16 protein-coding genes are annotated in these 15589 nt (G+C 68.8%); 9 read left to right on the top strand and 7 right to left on the bottom strand.

Going from position 1 to position 15589, the window contains the following annotated elements; genetic code table 11:
• Nucleotides 1–207: 207 nt before the first annotated feature.
• Nucleotides 208–1887 carry an RNA polymerase sigma factor gene (locus ACGFK0_RS03460; protein ID WP_392899418.1) on the top strand — a complete coding sequence of 560 codons (1680 nt, stop codon included), beginning with the start codon at nucleotides 208–210 and terminating at the stop codon, nucleotides 1885–1887.
• A 92-nt stretch (nucleotides 1888–1979) separates the two neighbouring features.
• Here the strand turns inward: ACGFK0_RS03460 and ACGFK0_RS03455 are convergent, their stop codons facing one another.
• From ACGFK0_RS03455 to ACGFK0_RS03440, 4 genes are all read right to left on the bottom strand, one after another.
• Nucleotides 1980–2759: a YaaA family protein gene (locus ACGFK0_RS03455; protein ID WP_392899415.1), complete on the bottom strand. Its 780-nt coding sequence runs from the start codon at nucleotides 2757–2759 to the stop codon at nucleotides 1980–1982.
• A gap of 237 nt (nucleotides 2760–2996) precedes the next feature.
• Nucleotides 2997–3227: a hypothetical protein gene (locus tag ACGFK0_RS03450; protein ID WP_392899412.1), complete on the bottom strand. Its 231-nt coding sequence runs from the start codon at nucleotides 3225–3227 to the stop codon at nucleotides 2997–2999.
• Nucleotides 3228–3346: 119 nt separating this feature from the next.
• Nucleotides 3347–4420, bottom strand: a complete 1074-nt coding sequence (locus ACGFK0_RS03445; RefSeq protein WP_392899409.1) for an ABC transporter permease — start codon at nucleotides 4418–4420, stop codon at nucleotides 3347–3349.
• Complete coding sequence (locus ACGFK0_RS03440) at nucleotides 4417–5319, bottom strand: ABC transporter ATP-binding protein (protein ID WP_392899406.1); 903 nt, start codon at nucleotides 5317–5319, stop codon at nucleotides 4417–4419. The genes ACGFK0_RS03445 and ACGFK0_RS03440 overlap by 4 nt, the downstream gene beginning before the upstream one ends.
• 228 nt (nucleotides 5320–5547) lie before the next feature.
• Between ACGFK0_RS03440 and ACGFK0_RS03435 the strand changes: the two genes are divergently transcribed.
• From ACGFK0_RS03435 to ACGFK0_RS03425, 3 genes are all read left to right on the top strand, one after another.
• Entirely contained in the window at nucleotides 5548–7638 is a 2091-nt protein-coding gene (locus ACGFK0_RS03435; RefSeq protein ID WP_392899403.1) for a type IIA DNA topoisomerase subunit B, read from the top strand.
• A gap of 263 nt (nucleotides 7639–7901) precedes the next feature.
• Nucleotides 7902–9029: a sensor histidine kinase gene (locus ACGFK0_RS03430; protein WP_392899401.1), complete on the top strand. Its 1128-nt coding sequence runs from the start codon at nucleotides 7902–7904 to the stop codon at nucleotides 9027–9029.
• A 16-nt stretch (nucleotides 9030–9045) separates the two neighbouring features.
• Complete coding sequence (locus tag ACGFK0_RS03425) at nucleotides 9046–9705, top strand: response regulator (RefSeq protein WP_392899398.1); 660 nt, start codon at nucleotides 9046–9048, stop codon at nucleotides 9703–9705.
• 70 nt (nucleotides 9706–9775) lie between these two features.
• On the opposite strand, the gene ACGFK0_RS03420 is transcribed toward ACGFK0_RS03425, so the two are convergent.
• Nucleotides 9776–10342: a thioredoxin family protein gene (locus tag ACGFK0_RS03420; RefSeq protein WP_392899395.1), complete on the bottom strand. Its 567-nt coding sequence runs from the start codon at nucleotides 10340–10342 to the stop codon at nucleotides 9776–9778.
• Nucleotides 10343–10395: 53 nt separating this feature from the next.
• Between ACGFK0_RS03420 and ACGFK0_RS03415 the strand changes: the two genes are divergently transcribed.
• From ACGFK0_RS03415 to ACGFK0_RS03405, 3 genes are all read left to right on the top strand, one after another.
• A complete protein-coding gene (locus tag ACGFK0_RS03415; protein WP_392899392.1) occupies nucleotides 10396–10758 on the top strand; it encodes a nuclear transport factor 2 family protein in 363 nt (120 codons plus the stop codon).
• 94 nt (nucleotides 10759–10852) lie between these two features.
• Nucleotides 10853–11824, top strand: coding sequence for an alpha/beta fold hydrolase (locus ACGFK0_RS03410; protein ID WP_392899389.1), 972 nt, complete (start codon nucleotides 10853–10855; stop codon nucleotides 11822–11824).
• Nucleotides 11815–12678 (top strand): SDR family NAD(P)-dependent oxidoreductase, encoded by an 864-nt coding sequence (locus ACGFK0_RS03405; protein ID WP_392899386.1) that lies wholly within the window; start codon nucleotides 11815–11817, stop codon nucleotides 12676–12678. The genes ACGFK0_RS03410 and ACGFK0_RS03405 overlap by 10 nt, the downstream gene beginning before the upstream one ends.
• A 54-nt stretch (nucleotides 12679–12732) precedes the next feature.
• Here ACGFK0_RS03405 and ACGFK0_RS03400 read toward each other — a convergent pair whose 3' ends face one another.
• The gene (locus tag ACGFK0_RS03400; RefSeq protein WP_392899384.1) at nucleotides 12733–13626 is read right to left on the bottom strand and encodes a hypothetical protein; all 894 of its coding nucleotides are present in this window, start codon (nucleotides 13624–13626) and stop codon (nucleotides 12733–12735) included.
• 175 nt (nucleotides 13627–13801) lie between these two features.
• On the opposite strand from ACGFK0_RS03400, the gene ACGFK0_RS03395 reads away from it, so the two are divergent.
• Both ACGFK0_RS03395 and ACGFK0_RS03390 read left to right on the top strand, forming a co-directional pair.
• Nucleotides 13802–14353 (top strand): TetR/AcrR family transcriptional regulator, encoded by a 552-nt coding sequence (locus tag ACGFK0_RS03395; protein WP_392899382.1) that lies wholly within the window; start codon nucleotides 13802–13804, stop codon nucleotides 14351–14353.
• A gap of 67 nt (nucleotides 14354–14420) precedes the next feature.
• Nucleotides 14421–14885: a DUF6463 family protein gene (locus tag ACGFK0_RS03390; RefSeq protein WP_392899379.1), complete on the top strand. Its 465-nt coding sequence runs from the start codon at nucleotides 14421–14423 to the stop codon at nucleotides 14883–14885.
• Between the two features lie 63 nt (nucleotides 14886–14948).
• On the opposite strand, the gene ACGFK0_RS03385 is transcribed toward ACGFK0_RS03390, so the two are convergent.
• Entirely contained in the window at nucleotides 14949–15515 is a 567-nt protein-coding gene (locus tag ACGFK0_RS03385) for a G5 domain-containing protein (RefSeq protein WP_392899376.1), read from the bottom strand.
• Between the last annotated feature and the right edge of the window lie 74 nt (nucleotides 15516–15589).

Raw genomic sequence — 15589 nt, 5'->3', positions numbered from 1 at the left:
CCGCCCCGCGCCCTCTAAGGTGGAGAGTTACCGGGTAGGACTTCACAGGCGGAATGCGCAGCAGTGCCAGAATGCTTGACCCAGAGATAGCGGGTACGCTGCGGTCCCGCACCGGGAGGTCCTCTGTGTGTGGTCCCACCCAGTGTGAGGCCGGGCCCGTCAGGGCACTTGGGTCAACCAAGCCACACGTTCGTTCGAGAGGTATTTGTGTCGCCTGCTAGCTCGACCTCGAAAGCGTCAGATCTGCACGATCACGTCATCGCGCAACTGATCGAGCGTGGACGGTCCCAGGGTTACCTCGAAGCCGACGACGTACGACGTACGTTCGAGGAGGCCGACATCCCCGTGTCGAAGGCCTCCAGCATTCTGCGGAGCCTCAGCAAGGAGGGTGTGACCGTCATGGTGAGCGCTGCCGACTCCGCGGCGCCCAAGCGTCCGCGTAAGCGCGGAACGCCGCCGGCGCGCAAGCCCAGGACCGCCGCGGCGGCCAAGGAGCAGCCCGACACGGTGACCGCCGTCGTCGGCGACGACGCGGCTCCCGAGGAGCCCGTCGCCGAGCCGCGCCCGGTGGCCGCCAAGCCCGCGCCGCCGAAGAAGGCCGCGCCCGCCAAGGGCGCCAAGGCCAAGAAGGCCGCGCCCGCCAAGAAGGGCGCCGTGCAGGCGGCCAAGGCGGCCCCGGCCAAGCCCGCCGCCAAGAAGGCGGGCGACGACCCCGACGTCGACGACGAAGTGGACGTCGACCTCGAGGACCTGGCCGTCCTGGACGTCGAGCTTGAGGACGACACGGCCGTGGTGGCCGAGGTGGCGCCCGAGAGCGAGGACGACGAGACCCCGGCCGCACCCGCGCCCGCGCCCAAGGCGGTTCCCGCCGGCAAGCAGGCCGCGGAGGGCGCCGCGCCCGCCGCCGAGGAGGAGGGCTTCACCCTCGGCGACGACGACGAGGACGCGCCAGCGCAGCAGATCGCGGCTGCCGGAGCCACCGCCGACCCGGTCAAGGACTACCTCAAGCAGATCGGCAAGGTCCCCCTGCTCAACGCCGAGCAGGAGGTGGAGCTCGCCAAGCGCATCGAGGCGGGGCTCTTCGCCGAGGAGCGCCTCGCCGCCGACGGGCCCGCGATGTCCGAAGAGGACAACGAGGACTTCGAGTGGATCGCCGAGGACGGCCGCCGCGCGAAGAACCACCTACTGGAGGCGAACCTGCGGCTGGTCGTGTCGCTGGCCAAGCGCTACACCGGACGCGGGATGCTGTTCCTGGACCTGATCCAGGAGGGCAACCTCGGCCTGATCCGCGCTGTCGAGAAGTTCGACTACACCAAGGGCTACAAGTTCTCCACGTACGCCACCTGGTGGATCCGGCAGGCGATCACCCGCGCGATGGCCGACCAGGCCCGCACCATCCGTATCCCGGTGCACATGGTCGAGGTCATCAACAAGCTGGCGCGCGTGCAGCGGCAGATGCTCCAGGATCTGGGCCGCGAGCCCACTCCGGAGGAGCTTGCCAAGGAACTCGACATGACCCCGGAGAAGGTCGTCGAGGTCCAGAAGTACGGCCGTGAGCCGATCTCGCTGCACACCCCGCTCGGTGAGGACGGCGACAGCGAGTTCGGTGACCTCATCGAAGACTCCGAGGCCATCGTCCCGGCCGACGCGGTCAGCTTCACGCTTCTGCAGGAGCAGCTCCACTCCGTCCTGGACACGCTCAGCGAGCGCGAGGCGGGCGTGGTGTCGATGCGGTTCGGCCTCACCGACGGCCAGCCGAAGACCCTGGACGAGATCGGCAAGGTTTACGGGGTGACCCGTGAGCGCATCCGGCAGATCGAGTCCAAGACCATGTCGAAGCTGCGCCACCCGTCGCGGTCCCAGGTCCTGCGCGACTACCTCGACTGACCCGATAACCCGAACCATGAAGCAGGGCCCCGTCTCACCGGCGGGGCCCTGCTTCATGTGTCGGCCGTGCCGCCGTCCGGCCGTGCCGTCGTTCAGTCGCGGAGGATGACGTCGAGGTTCGGGCCGTTCAGTTCGGCGGTGTACCCGAGGTCGGCGACGGCCTTCAGGAGCTCGTCCGGGGTGCGCGGCGCGGCGTCCGCCCTGAGAAGGTCGTGCGCGATCCGCCCGCGGGTCGCCTTGGCCATGTGACTCACCACGGTCCGGTGTGTTTCACCCCTATGGCTGCGCCCCGCCGCCCCGGCGGTGGCGCCGCCGACGAGCCGTTCGCGGAACACCCGCACGGCCACGGCGGGCTGGGGCGCCTTCCAGACGGACGCGTACGGTCCGGACCGCATGTCGACGATCAGGTCGTCGTCCAGCCGGAGGGCGTCGCGCATCGCCGGCCGCCACAATGTCCCCAGACGGCCTCCAGGCGGTAGCGACACCGCCATGGCCAGCCGATAGGGCGGGACGCGGTCGGTGAGCCTCAGCGCGCCCCACAGGCCCGAGAAGACGATGATCTGCTCGGCCGCGGCCGCCGCGTCCAGGTTCGGGAGGTCCAGGTTGTCGTAGAGGACGCCGGTGTAGAGCCGCGCGACCGGCAGCGTGGGGGCGTCCCGCAACGCCCTGTTACGGGCCAGCGCCTCCTCGGCCTGCCCTGGCGGCAGCCCGAGGACGCTTGACGCGTCGCTCCGGCGGCACACCCGGCCCAGTCCCGCCAGAATGCGCTCGCGTACCGGATTGAGCCCCGGGAAGCTCAGGGAGGACAGGTCGAGGGGAGGCCCGTCCCCGTCGGCGGCCTTCTTCTCCGACGGCGGCAGCAGGATGTGCACGTTCCCCCTCGATGGCGCGGCCGATCCGGAAGCGGTGGCTCGGTGAAGAAAGTCACCGGCAGGTGAGCGCGGATCCGGAATGGTGATCCGCGTCACCTATGTGAACACTATAAGTGATCAGTCGATTACAGTATGAAGTTGTGTCCCCTTGGTTCTTTGAGAGCCGAAGGAGCGGAATGTGAACGGCGGCCACCGTCTCCGGTGACCGCCGTTCCAGGGCTCCTGCTATATGGAGGTTTACCGCTCCTCGGTTGGAGCGATCGCCGGGGTTTCAGTGAGCCGGTCGGTCTCGTCCTGAATGTCCGCCCCGTTAGAGCGGAGCGCCTCTGAGTACTTGCGCCCGTGGTGGGCGCAGAACAGAAGGTCGCCGCCGCCTACAAGGACAGCACGGACGTAGGCCTGGGCGCCGCAGCGGTCGCATCGGTCGGCGACGGTCAGCGGCTTGGTTGGGGCAAGGGCTCCAGTCACGGCACCTTCCTCATGCTCGGGGTCGGTACTTAGGACAACATCTAACCCGACGCTGGCGTTCCCAACCTGGTTCTTCGTACGCCGAGAGCGGAATGGCGCGATTGGTGACCCAGGTCACGTTAGCTGGACTCCCAGCGGAACAGGCGCAAGGCGATCAACGCGCCGCCCGCGGCGACGCCCACCAGGATGCCGATTTCGGCCAATGCGGAGGTCGGCCCGAGGCCGCGGCTCATCACGTCGAGCATGCCCTCGTTCAGGTATCGCAGCGGGAAGATGTACGACAGTGTCTGCATCCAGCCCGGTGTCTGTTCCAGCGGGAAGAACGAGCCGCCAAGGAACGCCATGGGCAGGACGATGAGCTGCGTCACCGCGTTGGCCGTCTCCTGGGACTTGGCCCACGCACCCACGATCATCCCGATCGACAGGAAGGCGAGGACGCCCGCGACCAGCAGCGGGATGGCCATCCACCAGGCGCCCTCGAGTTGAAGGCCGAATATCGGCAGCAGCGCGACCAGCACGAACAGCGCGAACTGCACGAGGGCGACGGCGACGCTGACCGCGACCCGCGCGGCGAACACGGTGGGGATCGGGGCAGGGGAGAGCTGGAGGCGGCGCAGGATGCCCTTGGTCCGCCATGTCACGAGCGTCTGGGAGGCCCCGAAGACTGCCGCCGAAGCCAGTGCCCAGCCCAGCAGGGCGGGCGTGAAGAACTGGATGGCCTTGAGCGAGTCGTCCTCCACCCGCTCGGTGGCGAGCGTGTAGGCGGGCGGCCTGCCGGTGGCCGCCTGGTTCGCCGACTGGATGATCGAGTCCATCAGCGCCCGCACCGTCCCCGACTTGACCTGGTCGGCCGCGGAGTAGTGGACGACCAGCTCACCGCCGCGCTGCTCCACGGCGCCGTGCACGTCGCCCTTCTCCACCTTGCGCAGGGCGCCGGCCCGGTCGGACGCCTCGGTGACCTTCATGACCTTGCCGAGTTCGTCACCGCCCTGCGCGACGGCCTGGTCCAGCACCGGCACCTTGCCGAGCGTCAGGACCTCGACCTTGGACGTCGTCTGATCGCTGAAGATCCCGCCGAAGATGACCAGGAACATCAGGGGGAACAGGACGGTGAAGAACAACGCGGTCCGGTCCCGCTGGAAGCCCAGGTACATGGCCCGGGACAGGCTCTTGAAACTCTGGTACGTGCTCACGCCCTGTACTCCCGTCCGGTGACGTCCAGGAAGACGTCCTCAAGGGTGGCGCCGCGGATCTGGACGCCGTCCAGCGCGTCCTTGGCCGCCATCGCCGCGACCACCGCCGACGGGTCGCGGGTGGAGATGGTCAGCGAGACGCCGTCGTCGGCGGCTTCGTCCGCACTCGGCAGCAGCCGCGCGTCCTCGACCGCGAGGATGCCGCTGGCCACGCTGATCCTCGCCGGGGCGTCCAGACCGCGCACCAGGGTGGCGGGCGGGCCCAGCCGGAGGATCTCGCCCGCGTCCATGATGGCGACGCGGTCGCAGAGGATTTCCGCCTCGTCCATGTAGTGCGTGGTCAGGACGATCGTGCGTCCTTCCGTGCTGATCTCGCGCAGGACGTCCCAGAGGTTGCGGCGCGCCTGCGGGTCCAGCGCGGCGGTCGGCTCGTCCAGGAACAGGAGCTCGGGACCGTGCACGAGCGCGCACGCGATGGACAGGCGCTGCGCCTGCCCGCCCGAGAGCTTCTCGACCCGGGTGTCGGCCTTGTCGTCCAGCCCGACCAGCTCCATCATCGCGTCGGCCTTCTTGGCGGGGACGCCGTAGAGCGAGCCGAACGTCCGCAGCTGCTCGCGGGTGGTCAGCCGCTCGAAGAACGACGACGCCTGCAACTGGACGCCGATCCGGGGCAGCAGGCGGGGGTTGCGAGGCCACGGCGCCATCCCGAGCACCGACACGTTCCCCTCGTCGGCCTCCCGCAGCCCCTCGATGATCTCCAGCGTCGTCGTCTTCCCGGCTCCGTTCGGGCCGAGGATCCCGAAGAACTCGCCCTGGTCGACCCCGAACGTCACCCCGTCCACGGCCTGGACGTCCCCGTAGCGTTTGCGTAGGCCCGTGACCTCGATCGTTTGCGGCATGCCGAGGACGATAGGCGGGGTGCGGAGCCCGGCACACCCACCCGAAGGTGGACGTTCAGGTCCAGAAGTCGGGGGCAGGGCGGCTCGGGGCCGGGGTAACCTGGCGAACCGTCCGGGTCCGCCGCGCAGACGTGCCGCAACGTCGGCGGCGGCGAGCCTGCCGGTGGACTGTCGGCGGCCGGGGGTACCCTGCTGCCGACCGTCCTACCCCCGAGGAGCACACGCACGTTGACCGCCGCGACCGCCGAAGCGACCACCGAAGACCAGCACGGCTACTCCGCCCGGCACCTTTCGGTGCTGGAGGGCCTGGAGGCCGTGCGCAAGCGACCCGGGATGTACGTCGGGTCGACCGACAGCCGTGGCCTCGCACACTGCCTGTGGGAGATCGTCGACAACTGCGTCGACGAGGCCCTCGCCGGCTACTGCACCCACATCAGCGTGCTGCTGCGCGCCGACGGGTCCTTCGAGGTGGCCGACAACGGCCGCGGCATCCCGGTCGACCTGGAGCCCAAGACGGGCCTCGCCGGCGTCGAGCTGGTCATGACCCGGCTGCACGCGGGCGGCAAGTTCGGCGGGGTGTCCTACACGGCGTCCGGAGGCCTGCACGGTGTCGGCGCGTCCGTCGTCAACGCGCTGTCGGCCCGCCTGGACGTGGAGGTCGACCGCGACGGGCACACCCACGCGATCAGCTTCCGGCGCGGCCTGCCCGGCGAGTTCGCCGACGACGGCCGCCCGAACGCCCGGTTCAAGAAGAGGTCCGGCGTCCGGCAGGTCCGCAAGGTCGCCAAGAAGGTCACCGGCACCCGGGTCCGCTTCTGGCCCGACCTGCAGATCTTTTTGAAGGACGCCACGGTCGAGCAGTCCCTGGTCCTCGACCGGATGCGCCAGACCGCGTTCCTCATCCCCGGCCTCACCATCGACGTCCGCGACGAGCGCGGCGAGGAGATCGTCGACGAGACGTTCCGGTTCGACGGCGGCATCGGCGAGTTCTGCACCTACCTGGCCAAGGACGCCCCGCTCGTCGACGTGCTGCGGCTGCGCGGGCGCGGCCACTTCACCGAGACCGTCCCCGTCCTGGACGACCAGGGCCACCTGACGCCCACCGACGTGGAACGCGACCTCGAGGTCGACATCGCGCTGCGCTGGGGCAGCGGCTACGACACCATCACCAAGTCGTTCGTCAACGTGATCGCCACGCCGAAGGGCGGCACGCACGTGCGGGGGTTCGACCGCGCCGTGCTGAAGGTCGTCAACGAGCAGCTCCGCGCCACCAGGCTGCTGAAGAACGGCGACGAGGACATCCTCAAGGAGGACGTGCTGGAGGGCCTCACCGCGGTGGTGACGGTCCGGCTGCCCGAGCCCCAGTTCGAGGGCCAGACCAAGGAGGTCCTCGGCACCTCCGCGGCCACCCGCATCGTCTCCCAGGTCGTCATGCGCGAGCTGCGGGAGATCTTCGAGAATCCGCCGCGCGGCCAGAAGCAGCCGCTGAGGGCCGTCCTGGAGAAGGTCGTCGGCGCGGCCAAGACCCGCATCGCCGCCCGCACCCAGCGCGACAACCAGCGCCGCAAGAACGCCCTGGAGAACTCCGCCCTCCCGGCCAAGCTCGTCGACTGCCGCAACGCCGACGACCGCAGCGAGCTGTTCATCGTCGAGGGCGATTCGGCGCTCGGCACCGCCAAGCTGGCCCGCGACTCGGAGTTCCAGGCGCTGCTGCCGATCCGCGGCAAGATCCTGAACGTGCAGAAGGCGTCCGTCGCCGACATGCTGAAGAACGCCGAGTGCGCTGCGATCATCCAGGTGATCGGCGCCGGCTCGGGCCGCACCTTCGACATCGACGCGTCCCGCTACGGGCGCATCATCCTGATGGCGGACGCGGACGTCGACGGCTCCCACATCCGCACCCTGCTGCTGACCCTGCTGTACCGCTACATGCGTCCGATGCTGGAGGAGGGACGGGTCTACACGGCCGTCCCGCCGCTGCACCGCATCGAGCTGATCAAGCCGAAGAAGGGCCAGGACAAGTACGTCTACTGCTACAGCGACGGCGAGCTCACCCGCAAGCTGGTGGAGTTCGAGCGCAAGGGCCAGCGCTGGAAGGAGCCCGTCCAGCGCTACAAGGGCCTCGGTGAGATGGACGCCGATCAGCTCGCGGAGACCACCATGGACCCGCGCTACCGCATGCTGCGCCGCATCCGCATCGAGGACGCCGACGAGGCCGCCAAGGTCTTCGATCTGCTGATGGGCAGCGACGTGGCCCCGCGCCGCGCCTTCATCACGGCCGGCGCCTCCGAGTTGGACGCCGAACGCATCGACGTGTGACCCCCGGGTGGACGCGGCGCGTCCACCCGGCGGTGGAGAACGGATGTCCAGCCTGACGCCGATGGGCGCGAGGCCACCGGCGTCGTAGCGTTGGTGACCATGGACATGCCGGACATCCCGCCACCCGCCGCCGTCATGGTGGGCGCCACGTGCGCGGCGGCCGCTCGCCGGTCCCTTTGCGGTGCGGCGCCGGTCGCCGGGAGCATGGTCGCCGGGGCGCGGGCGAGGAGCCCGCACGGTCCCGCAGCGGTCGGCGTCCTACCGTGAGGTGCAGGGCGCCGCTCGCGGAGCGGCTCGTCCGCGCCCTCGTCGTCGGTCTCCTGGTGGCGTGGGCGCTCACGGCCTACGTCCGGGACATGTCGGACGCCGGGCCGGCGCCGCACGGGGCCGGCCTGGGCATCCTTCTGCTCAACCTGGTCATGTTCGGGACGCTGGGGAGCGGCCTGTGGGTCGGGCGGCACCGGGAGTCCCCGTGGTGGCGGCTGGGGATCGTCCTGCTGCTGGGGTCGATGATGGCGGCGGTGACGCTGTACGCGGTCACGCCGCACGCCGACCGGGGGTTCATCTTCTGCCTGGCCGCCCTCTGGGCGCTCATGGTTCGACTTCCCCTGCCCTGGGGGATTTCGCTGAGCACGCTCGTCATCGCCGCGGTCGGTGGGCTGGGGGAGGCCCTGCGGGACGGCGCCGATCTCGGGCTGATGTCCGCGTTCGCGGGTCTCACCCTGGGCGGTATCGCCAGCCGGCAGAACCAGGTCGCGCAGGAGGCGACCCGCCGCGCGGAGGCCGCCAACGCGGTCCTCGCCGAACGGTCGCACATCGCCCGGGAGATCCACGACATCCTGGCCCATTCGCTGTCGGCGCAGATCGTCCATCTGGAGGGTGCGAGGCTGCTGCTGTCCCGGGACGGCGACCGTGTGCAGGCCCTGGACCGAGTGGAGCGCGCGCGGAGCCTCGCCCGCTCGGGCTTGGAAGAGACCAGGCGGGCGCTGGCCACGCTGCGCGGCGAGACCCCAGAGCCCAAGGAGGTCATCGCTGACCTTGCCGAGGAGTTCTACGCGAGTACCGGCCGTCCCTGCGATGTTCGCGTGACGGGTGTACCGCGCGAACTGTCACCTCAGGCTGGGCTCGCCGTCGTCCGCACGGCGCAGGAGGCGCTGACGAACGTCCGCAAACACGCTCCAGGCGCGCGCGCAAGAGTGACCTTGCGCTACCTCCGCGACGAGGTCGAACTCGAGGTGACCGACAGCGGCGGCACGGAGCCCCTCGTGCTACCGGACGGCGGCGGGTACGGCCTGGTGGGGATGCGGGAGCGCGCCGAGCTGATCGATGGGATCCTCATGACGGGGCCGGAAGGCGGGGGATTCCGTGTATCCCTCACAGTGCCGCTGTGACGGAAGACGGGACGCGGTGAGCGAGAAGACGAGAATCCTGGTCGTCGACGACCAGACCGTGGTGCGCGAGGGGCTGGTGCTCCTGCTCGAACTGCTGCCCGGCCTCGACGTCGCCGGGTCGTGCGGCGACGGCGAACAGGCCGTGGAGATGGTCGCGGAACTGAGCCCGGACGTGGTCCTGATGGACCTGCGTATGCCGCGCGTGGACGGCGTGGAGGCGACACGCCGGATCAAACAGGCCCACCCGGAGGTCGAGATCGTCGTCCTCACCACCTACGCCGACGACGAGTCGATCTTCGCCGCTCTGCGCGCCGGTGCGCGCGGCTACCTCACCAAGGACGCCGGCGCCTACGAGATCGCCCGCGCCGTCGACGCCGTCCGCGGGGGAGCGGCCCAGCTCGACCCGGCCGTCCAGCGCCGCCTGGTCGAGGCGGTCGCGACGGACGAGCGTCCCCGCCGTCCCGCGCCAGGCGCCCTGCCCGACGGCCTCACCCGCCGCGAGGCCGAGGTGCTCGCCCTGATCGCGCAGGGACGCTCCAACACCGAGATCGCCGGTGACCTGTTCATCTCGGAGGCGACGGTCAAGACGCACATCAACAACCTGTTCGCGAAGGCGAACCTCCGTGACCGCGCCCAGGCCGTCACCTATGCCTTCAGACACGGCCTGGCCGGCTGACCGCCGGGCGGAACGACTCCGGCGTAACTCAGCCGGTGTTGTTCAAGCGGTGTGATTACGGGCCACGTAATTACACCGGCTCGTTTCCGGGCTTCCATTTGATGCCGCAGCCGAGACTCGGTGTGTGCGGCTCGGGGACGTCCTCGCCCGCGAGCACCAGATCCAGCGCCGCCCTCAACGAGCTTCCATCGGACGGCACGTCGTTCCTGGGGCGAGCCCCGTCGAACTCGCCCCGGTACGCGAGCTTGCGCTGCCCGTCGTACAGGAAGAAGTCCGGGGTGCAGGCGGCCTTGAACGCGCGTGCCGTCTCCTGGGACTCGTCCACCAGATACGGAAACCCGAACCCGGCGCGCTCGGCCTGCTCACGCAGATGGTCGGCCCCGTCGTCCGGATAGTTCGAGGTGTCGTTGCCGCACACGGCGACGGTGGCGAGCCCCCTGTCCGCGTACTCCGAGGTGAGGGCGCCGATGGCGTCCTCGATGCGCCGGACGTACGGGCAGTGGTTGGACAGGAATACCACCAGCAGCGCGGACGCCCCGGCGAAGTCCCCGTCCGACACGTTCTCCCCGTCGATGGACGGAAGCCGGAACGCGGGAACCGGTGAACCGAGCGGAACCATGAACGATGCGATCGCCATGGGTCCATCATCACGCATCACCAGACCAAGCGATCGCTTGCTAGTCTTCGGCCATGCCGACCCAGGATCATATGAAGCAGGCTCTTCAAACCTACGTCGACGCCTTCAACGCCGGCGACGCGCAGGCCATCGTGGCCCTCTACGCCGCCGACGCCGTCGTCGAAGACCCGGTCGGCAACCCGCCGATCACCGGCCATGCCGCGATCGGGGAGTTCTACACGAACGCCATCGCCGGTGGAGCGAAGCTCTCCCTGGACGCACCCATCCGCGGCTCCCACGGCGACCGGGCCGCCATGGCCTTCACCGTCGACATCCCCGGCATGAAGATCCGCGCCATCGACGTGATGACCTTCGGCTCCGATGGCAAGATCACCCGCATGGACGCCCACTGGGGCCCGGACGACATAGAGACGTGAACTCCCGCTGAGCGAGACGGCGTGCTGTCGGCCGCCGTGCGAGGCCCTGCAAAGTCGTGATGACGGCCGACTCCCGAACCGAAGGGACCGCAGCGTGGCCAACTGGAGTCATCGGTACGCGAGGATCAACGGTCTCGACGCTCACTATGTGGAGGAGGGGCAGGGGCCACTCGTCGTCCTCCTCCATGGATTCCCGCACACCTGGTTCAGCTGGCGCCACCAGATCGGCCCGATCGCCGGCGCCGGCTTCCGTGTGGTCGCCCCCGACATGCGCGGCATGGGCCAGACCACCGGCCCGAGCGATCACCGCGAGTACGACGTGGACCGGATCGTGGCCGATCTCATCGGTCTGCTGGACCACCTCGGCGAGGAAAAGGCGATCTTCAGCGGCCTGGACTTCGGTCTCTTCTCGGCCTACGACCTCGCCCATCACCAGCCGGATCGCGTCGCGGCGATCATCGCCCTGGAGAACCCGTTCTTCACGCCGAGCAGGGAATCCCCACTGACACTGGCCGCCAGGCAGGCCGCGAAGCACTTCAACCACATCCACTACTTCAACGAGCCCGGCGTCGCCGACCGCGACCTCGCCGCGGCACCCCGCGAGTTTCTGCGCAAGCTGTTCTACGCGCTCTCCAGCGACTACCACTATCTCGACGTCTGGAAGCGGCCCCCGGGCACCTCCTATATCGACGCCCTGCCAGAGACGCCTCCTCTCCCGTGGACGTGGCTGACCGAAGCGGAACTGGAGCTCTATGTGGCCGACTACAGCCGCAGCGGTTTCACCGGCGGCCTGAACTGGTACCGGGCCATGGATCTCTCCTGGGAGTACCGCAAGTCGTACGGAGACGAGAAGAACCCCGTGCCGTACTTCTTCATCGGAAGCGAGCAGGACACCGACCTGGAGGGCTGGCACGGTGCCGATCCGCTGACCAAACTGGCGAGGCACCACGCCGACGTACGTGAAGTGCGGATGATCAAAAACGCCGGTCACATGATGCAGATGGAAAAGCCCGGCGAAACCACCAGGACGATGCTGGAATTCCTCCAGGAGACCAAATGGGCCTGACCGAAGACCGGGTGGCGGTGGTCACCGGCGCCAGCCGCGGTGCGGGAAAGGGGATCGCACTGGCCCTGGGCGAGGCCGGCACCACGGTGTACGTGACCGGCCGCACGCGCTCGTCCCGCGAGAACGACCTCCCCGGCACGGTTTTCGACACGGCCGAGGAGATCAACAAGCGCGGCGGCACCGGAATCCCGGTGATATGCGACCACTCCCGGGACGACCAGGTGGAAGCGCTGTTCCAGCAGGTCGGACGCGAGCACGGCGCCCTGGACATCCTCGTGAACAACGCGTTCACGATTCACCCTGACCTCTCCCGGAAGGGCCCTTTCTGGGAGAAGTCTCTCGCACTCCAGGACATGTTCGACGTAGGAATGCGCTCGGCCTACGTGGCCGGCTACTACGCGGCGCCCCTGCTCATCAAGAACAATGCGGGCCTGGTCGTCAACACCTCGTCCTTCGGTGGCCGCTGCTACATGCACGGCCCCGCCTACGGCGCCGGCAAGGCCGCCGTGGACAAGATGGCCCACGACATGGCCGTGGATTTCAAGCCCTACAACGTGGCGGTCCTCTCGCTGTGGATGGGCCTTCTGAAGACCGAACGGACCAAGGCCCTGTTCGAAGGCGCCCCCGACCGCTACAAGTCCTTCGCCGCCAACGCGGAGTCCCCGGAGTTCACCGGCCGCCTGATCGACGCCCTCGCCCGCGACCCGAAACTGATGGAACGAAGCGGCCAGGTTCTCATCGGAGCGGAACTCGGCGAGGAACTGAACGTCCTGGACATCGACGGCACCCGCCCCCAATCCCACCGCGGGGCACTGGGCGCCCCACCCACCTTCAACGAGGCCATCGTTCAATAACCGTTGTAACGCATACGGCTGTTACCGGCGCGGGGTCTCAGGGGCGGGCGGGCCTTAGGCGCTGGTCTGTTCAAGGGAAGCCGGCGGTCCGTCCAAGACGTGGACGTCGTTCTTCCTGCGGATTTCGGCGATGACATCGGACGTGCTGTCGCCGTGCACCACGAGGTGATCGGCGGGGAGTGCCGGATGACGCACCAGATGGATGGCAGTGCTCTCGTCTCTGCTCGTCGTGATCTGCTCGTACCAGTCGGACCGGGTGTCTCCCGCGACCGCGAAGAACCATTTGAACCGCTGCATCACGCTGTGAAAGAGGGCGTCGCCGTCGCCGCTCACCCGCAGCCAGGTCGTCGCTCGGGGAATCGCACGGCCCGGCACTCCGGGGCGCGCCGTGACCCAGCCCTCTTCGCCGTCCACCTCCTCGGCGGGACGCAGGACCGCCGGGATCTCCTGCTCTTTCTCCGCCATCAGGATCGGGGGCTCCCGCAACTCGTTCCAGACCCGGATGGCATACGACGCCCAGTCGGCAATGGCCTCGTCCTCATGCTCGGCGGCGCCGTTGATCAAGTCGACCGTCTCGCTGTCGAGCGAACCTCCGCCGCCGGCCATGGCGAGAGCGAGGAGGACTCCGGGGTTCGACTCCAGACCGTTGCTTTCAAGTTGGGCACGGAGCATCTGCTCGCTCCACCCCCCCAGGTGGTCACCGACGACCTGCCGGATCTTGACCGCCTCGTCGACCGACCCGATGTGCATCACCACGGCCTTGACGGGAGCGTCGAGCGCCTCCGCCTCGATCAGCAGGTTGCCGGACTCGTCCTTGTACGCGGTGGCCAGCAACTCGACCCCGAAGCCTCCGCTGCCGTGGTAGGTGAACCTGTGGCCCGTCTCCTCGGCGAGCAGGTCCAGCAGATCGTCCTCGACCTCCGCGTCCGGCCGAACCACCAGCGCCATACGAACCACCCGGGCCCCCAATCATGATCAACTAGCGTACGGACACTTTAGAGCAGGCTTCGTGCAGCGTGTGCGAAACGTGCCGTTACGCCGTGAGGCCATCCCGGGCCATGGACGGTTACCACGCCCTCCTCTGCTAGGCTCCATACCAAACCTTTTGGTATGGAGGTGGGGCATGAGCGACACGGCCGCCGGAGCGTGGCTGGAGGAGGGCTTGGCACTGCTGGCCGAGCAGGGCGCGCCGGCGGTGACGCTGGACCGGATGTGCGAGCGGATGGGGATGTCCAAGGGCGCCTTCTACCATCACTTCGGATCGATGCCGAAGTTCCGGACGCGGCTGCTGGCCCACTACGAGGAGCGGCACACCACGGCGATCATCGACGTGGTGGAAAGCGGCGAGGACCAGTCGGCACGGGGGAAACTCGACCGCCTCGCGGCGGAGGCCACCGGCGACGACGATCCGCAGCTGGAGATCGCGATCCGGGCCTGGGCGAAGCAGGACCCGGAGGCGGCGGTCATGCAGGAGCGGGTGGACGCCACCCGCATCCGATATCTGCGGGACCTGTGCGGCGAGGCCGGTTACGCGGCACCGGACCGGATGGCCACGCTGCTCTACCTGGTGGTGATCGGAGGCGCGCACCTGATGCCACCGGTGCCCGGCGAGGAGATGCGCGACATCTACGAGCTGCTGTTCCGGCCATTGGACGAAGGAAGGCCCGCATCGTGAAAACCAATGAAATCGCTCACCCCGTGGGCGTACAGGCCCTTACGCGGGCCGGAGAAGGGGGAACGTCATGACGGCCTCTGCGCCCCGGGATGTCACCGGCGTGGGCCGGTGGGTCCCGCGTCTCATACTCATCGTCGCCGTCCTGCACCTGATATTCGGCGTGGTCGTCGATGGTTCGCTCTGGCGCGGCATGGTGTCGGACGGTGTATGGAACTCGGCCACCGGCGACAAAGCACGCATGTCCGCCGAATGGTTCATGGTCAGTGGTATCGCCTTCTTCGGTCTGGGGCTGCTGACAAGGAAGGCCGTGCTCGTCACGGGACGAATTCCGGTGGAGACCGGCTGGATCCTGCTGGCGCTCGGAATACCGATCACCGTGCTGGAACCCGTCGGAGGCGCCCCCGCCCTGATCGGCATCGGCGTCCTGGCCCTCATCGCGTCGCGCCACGACATTGACGCGCCACCCGCCGGCCACGCTTCCGCCCGGTCGGAGGCTGCGGCCACGTCGTCGAGCGCCGCCGCCTCGGACTAGATGTCGCAGGTCGGTGCCGGGCGCCGTCGCGGCGCGTCCCCGTGGTGCCGGCCCTGGGCCCGCTCAGGTGTCGCAGGCGGTGCCGTCACCGTCTCTGTCCAGGTCGTAGATGTCCGAGCCGACCACGCGCACGGGTCCCCGGACATAGCCCGGGCCGTCGCCGCTTCCGCCCGCACAGTCGACGTCGCTGGTGATGGGCACGCAGGCGCCGCTGTAGTTCGGGTCGCACCGCCTGGCCTGTTCGGTGCCGATCGCGATGATCCGGGTGACCGGCTTCTTCGTGACCGCCTCGCGCAGCAGCCTCTTGTCCGTCTCCTCGCCATCGGTGGAGGTCACCTCGTAGGTGAGGGTCCTGACGCCTGGGACGCCGCGCCTCTTCACCTTGGTCCTGCCCTTGGCGAGGGTCGGGTCGTTCACCCTTCTCGTCTTGTACGGGATCTTGCGGGTCTCCGTGACGGTGCGCGTGGCGACCGACGGGGTGGGTTCGGCCGTGGCGCTCGCGGTGGAAGGCGCCGCGCTCGCCACCGCGTTCGTCGGGGACGCCGCGGTGGGCGACCCGGTCTCCGCATTGCAGGCGCCGAGTGCGAGCAATGTGCTTATCGCCGCAATGGCCGATATGAGGTGCCGCATGGTTTCCCCCTATGTAGGAAAAAATCATCTGGCGGTCATCCGGCCGGGACAATCGTGGGAAATACGGTACAAGG

It is taken from the genome of Spirillospora sp. NPDC048823 (genome assembly GCF_043198445.1).
GTDB lineage: Bacteria > Actinomycetota > Actinomycetes > Streptosporangiales > Streptosporangiaceae > Spirillospora.
This window is presented reverse-complemented; position numbering and strand designations above follow the sequence as displayed.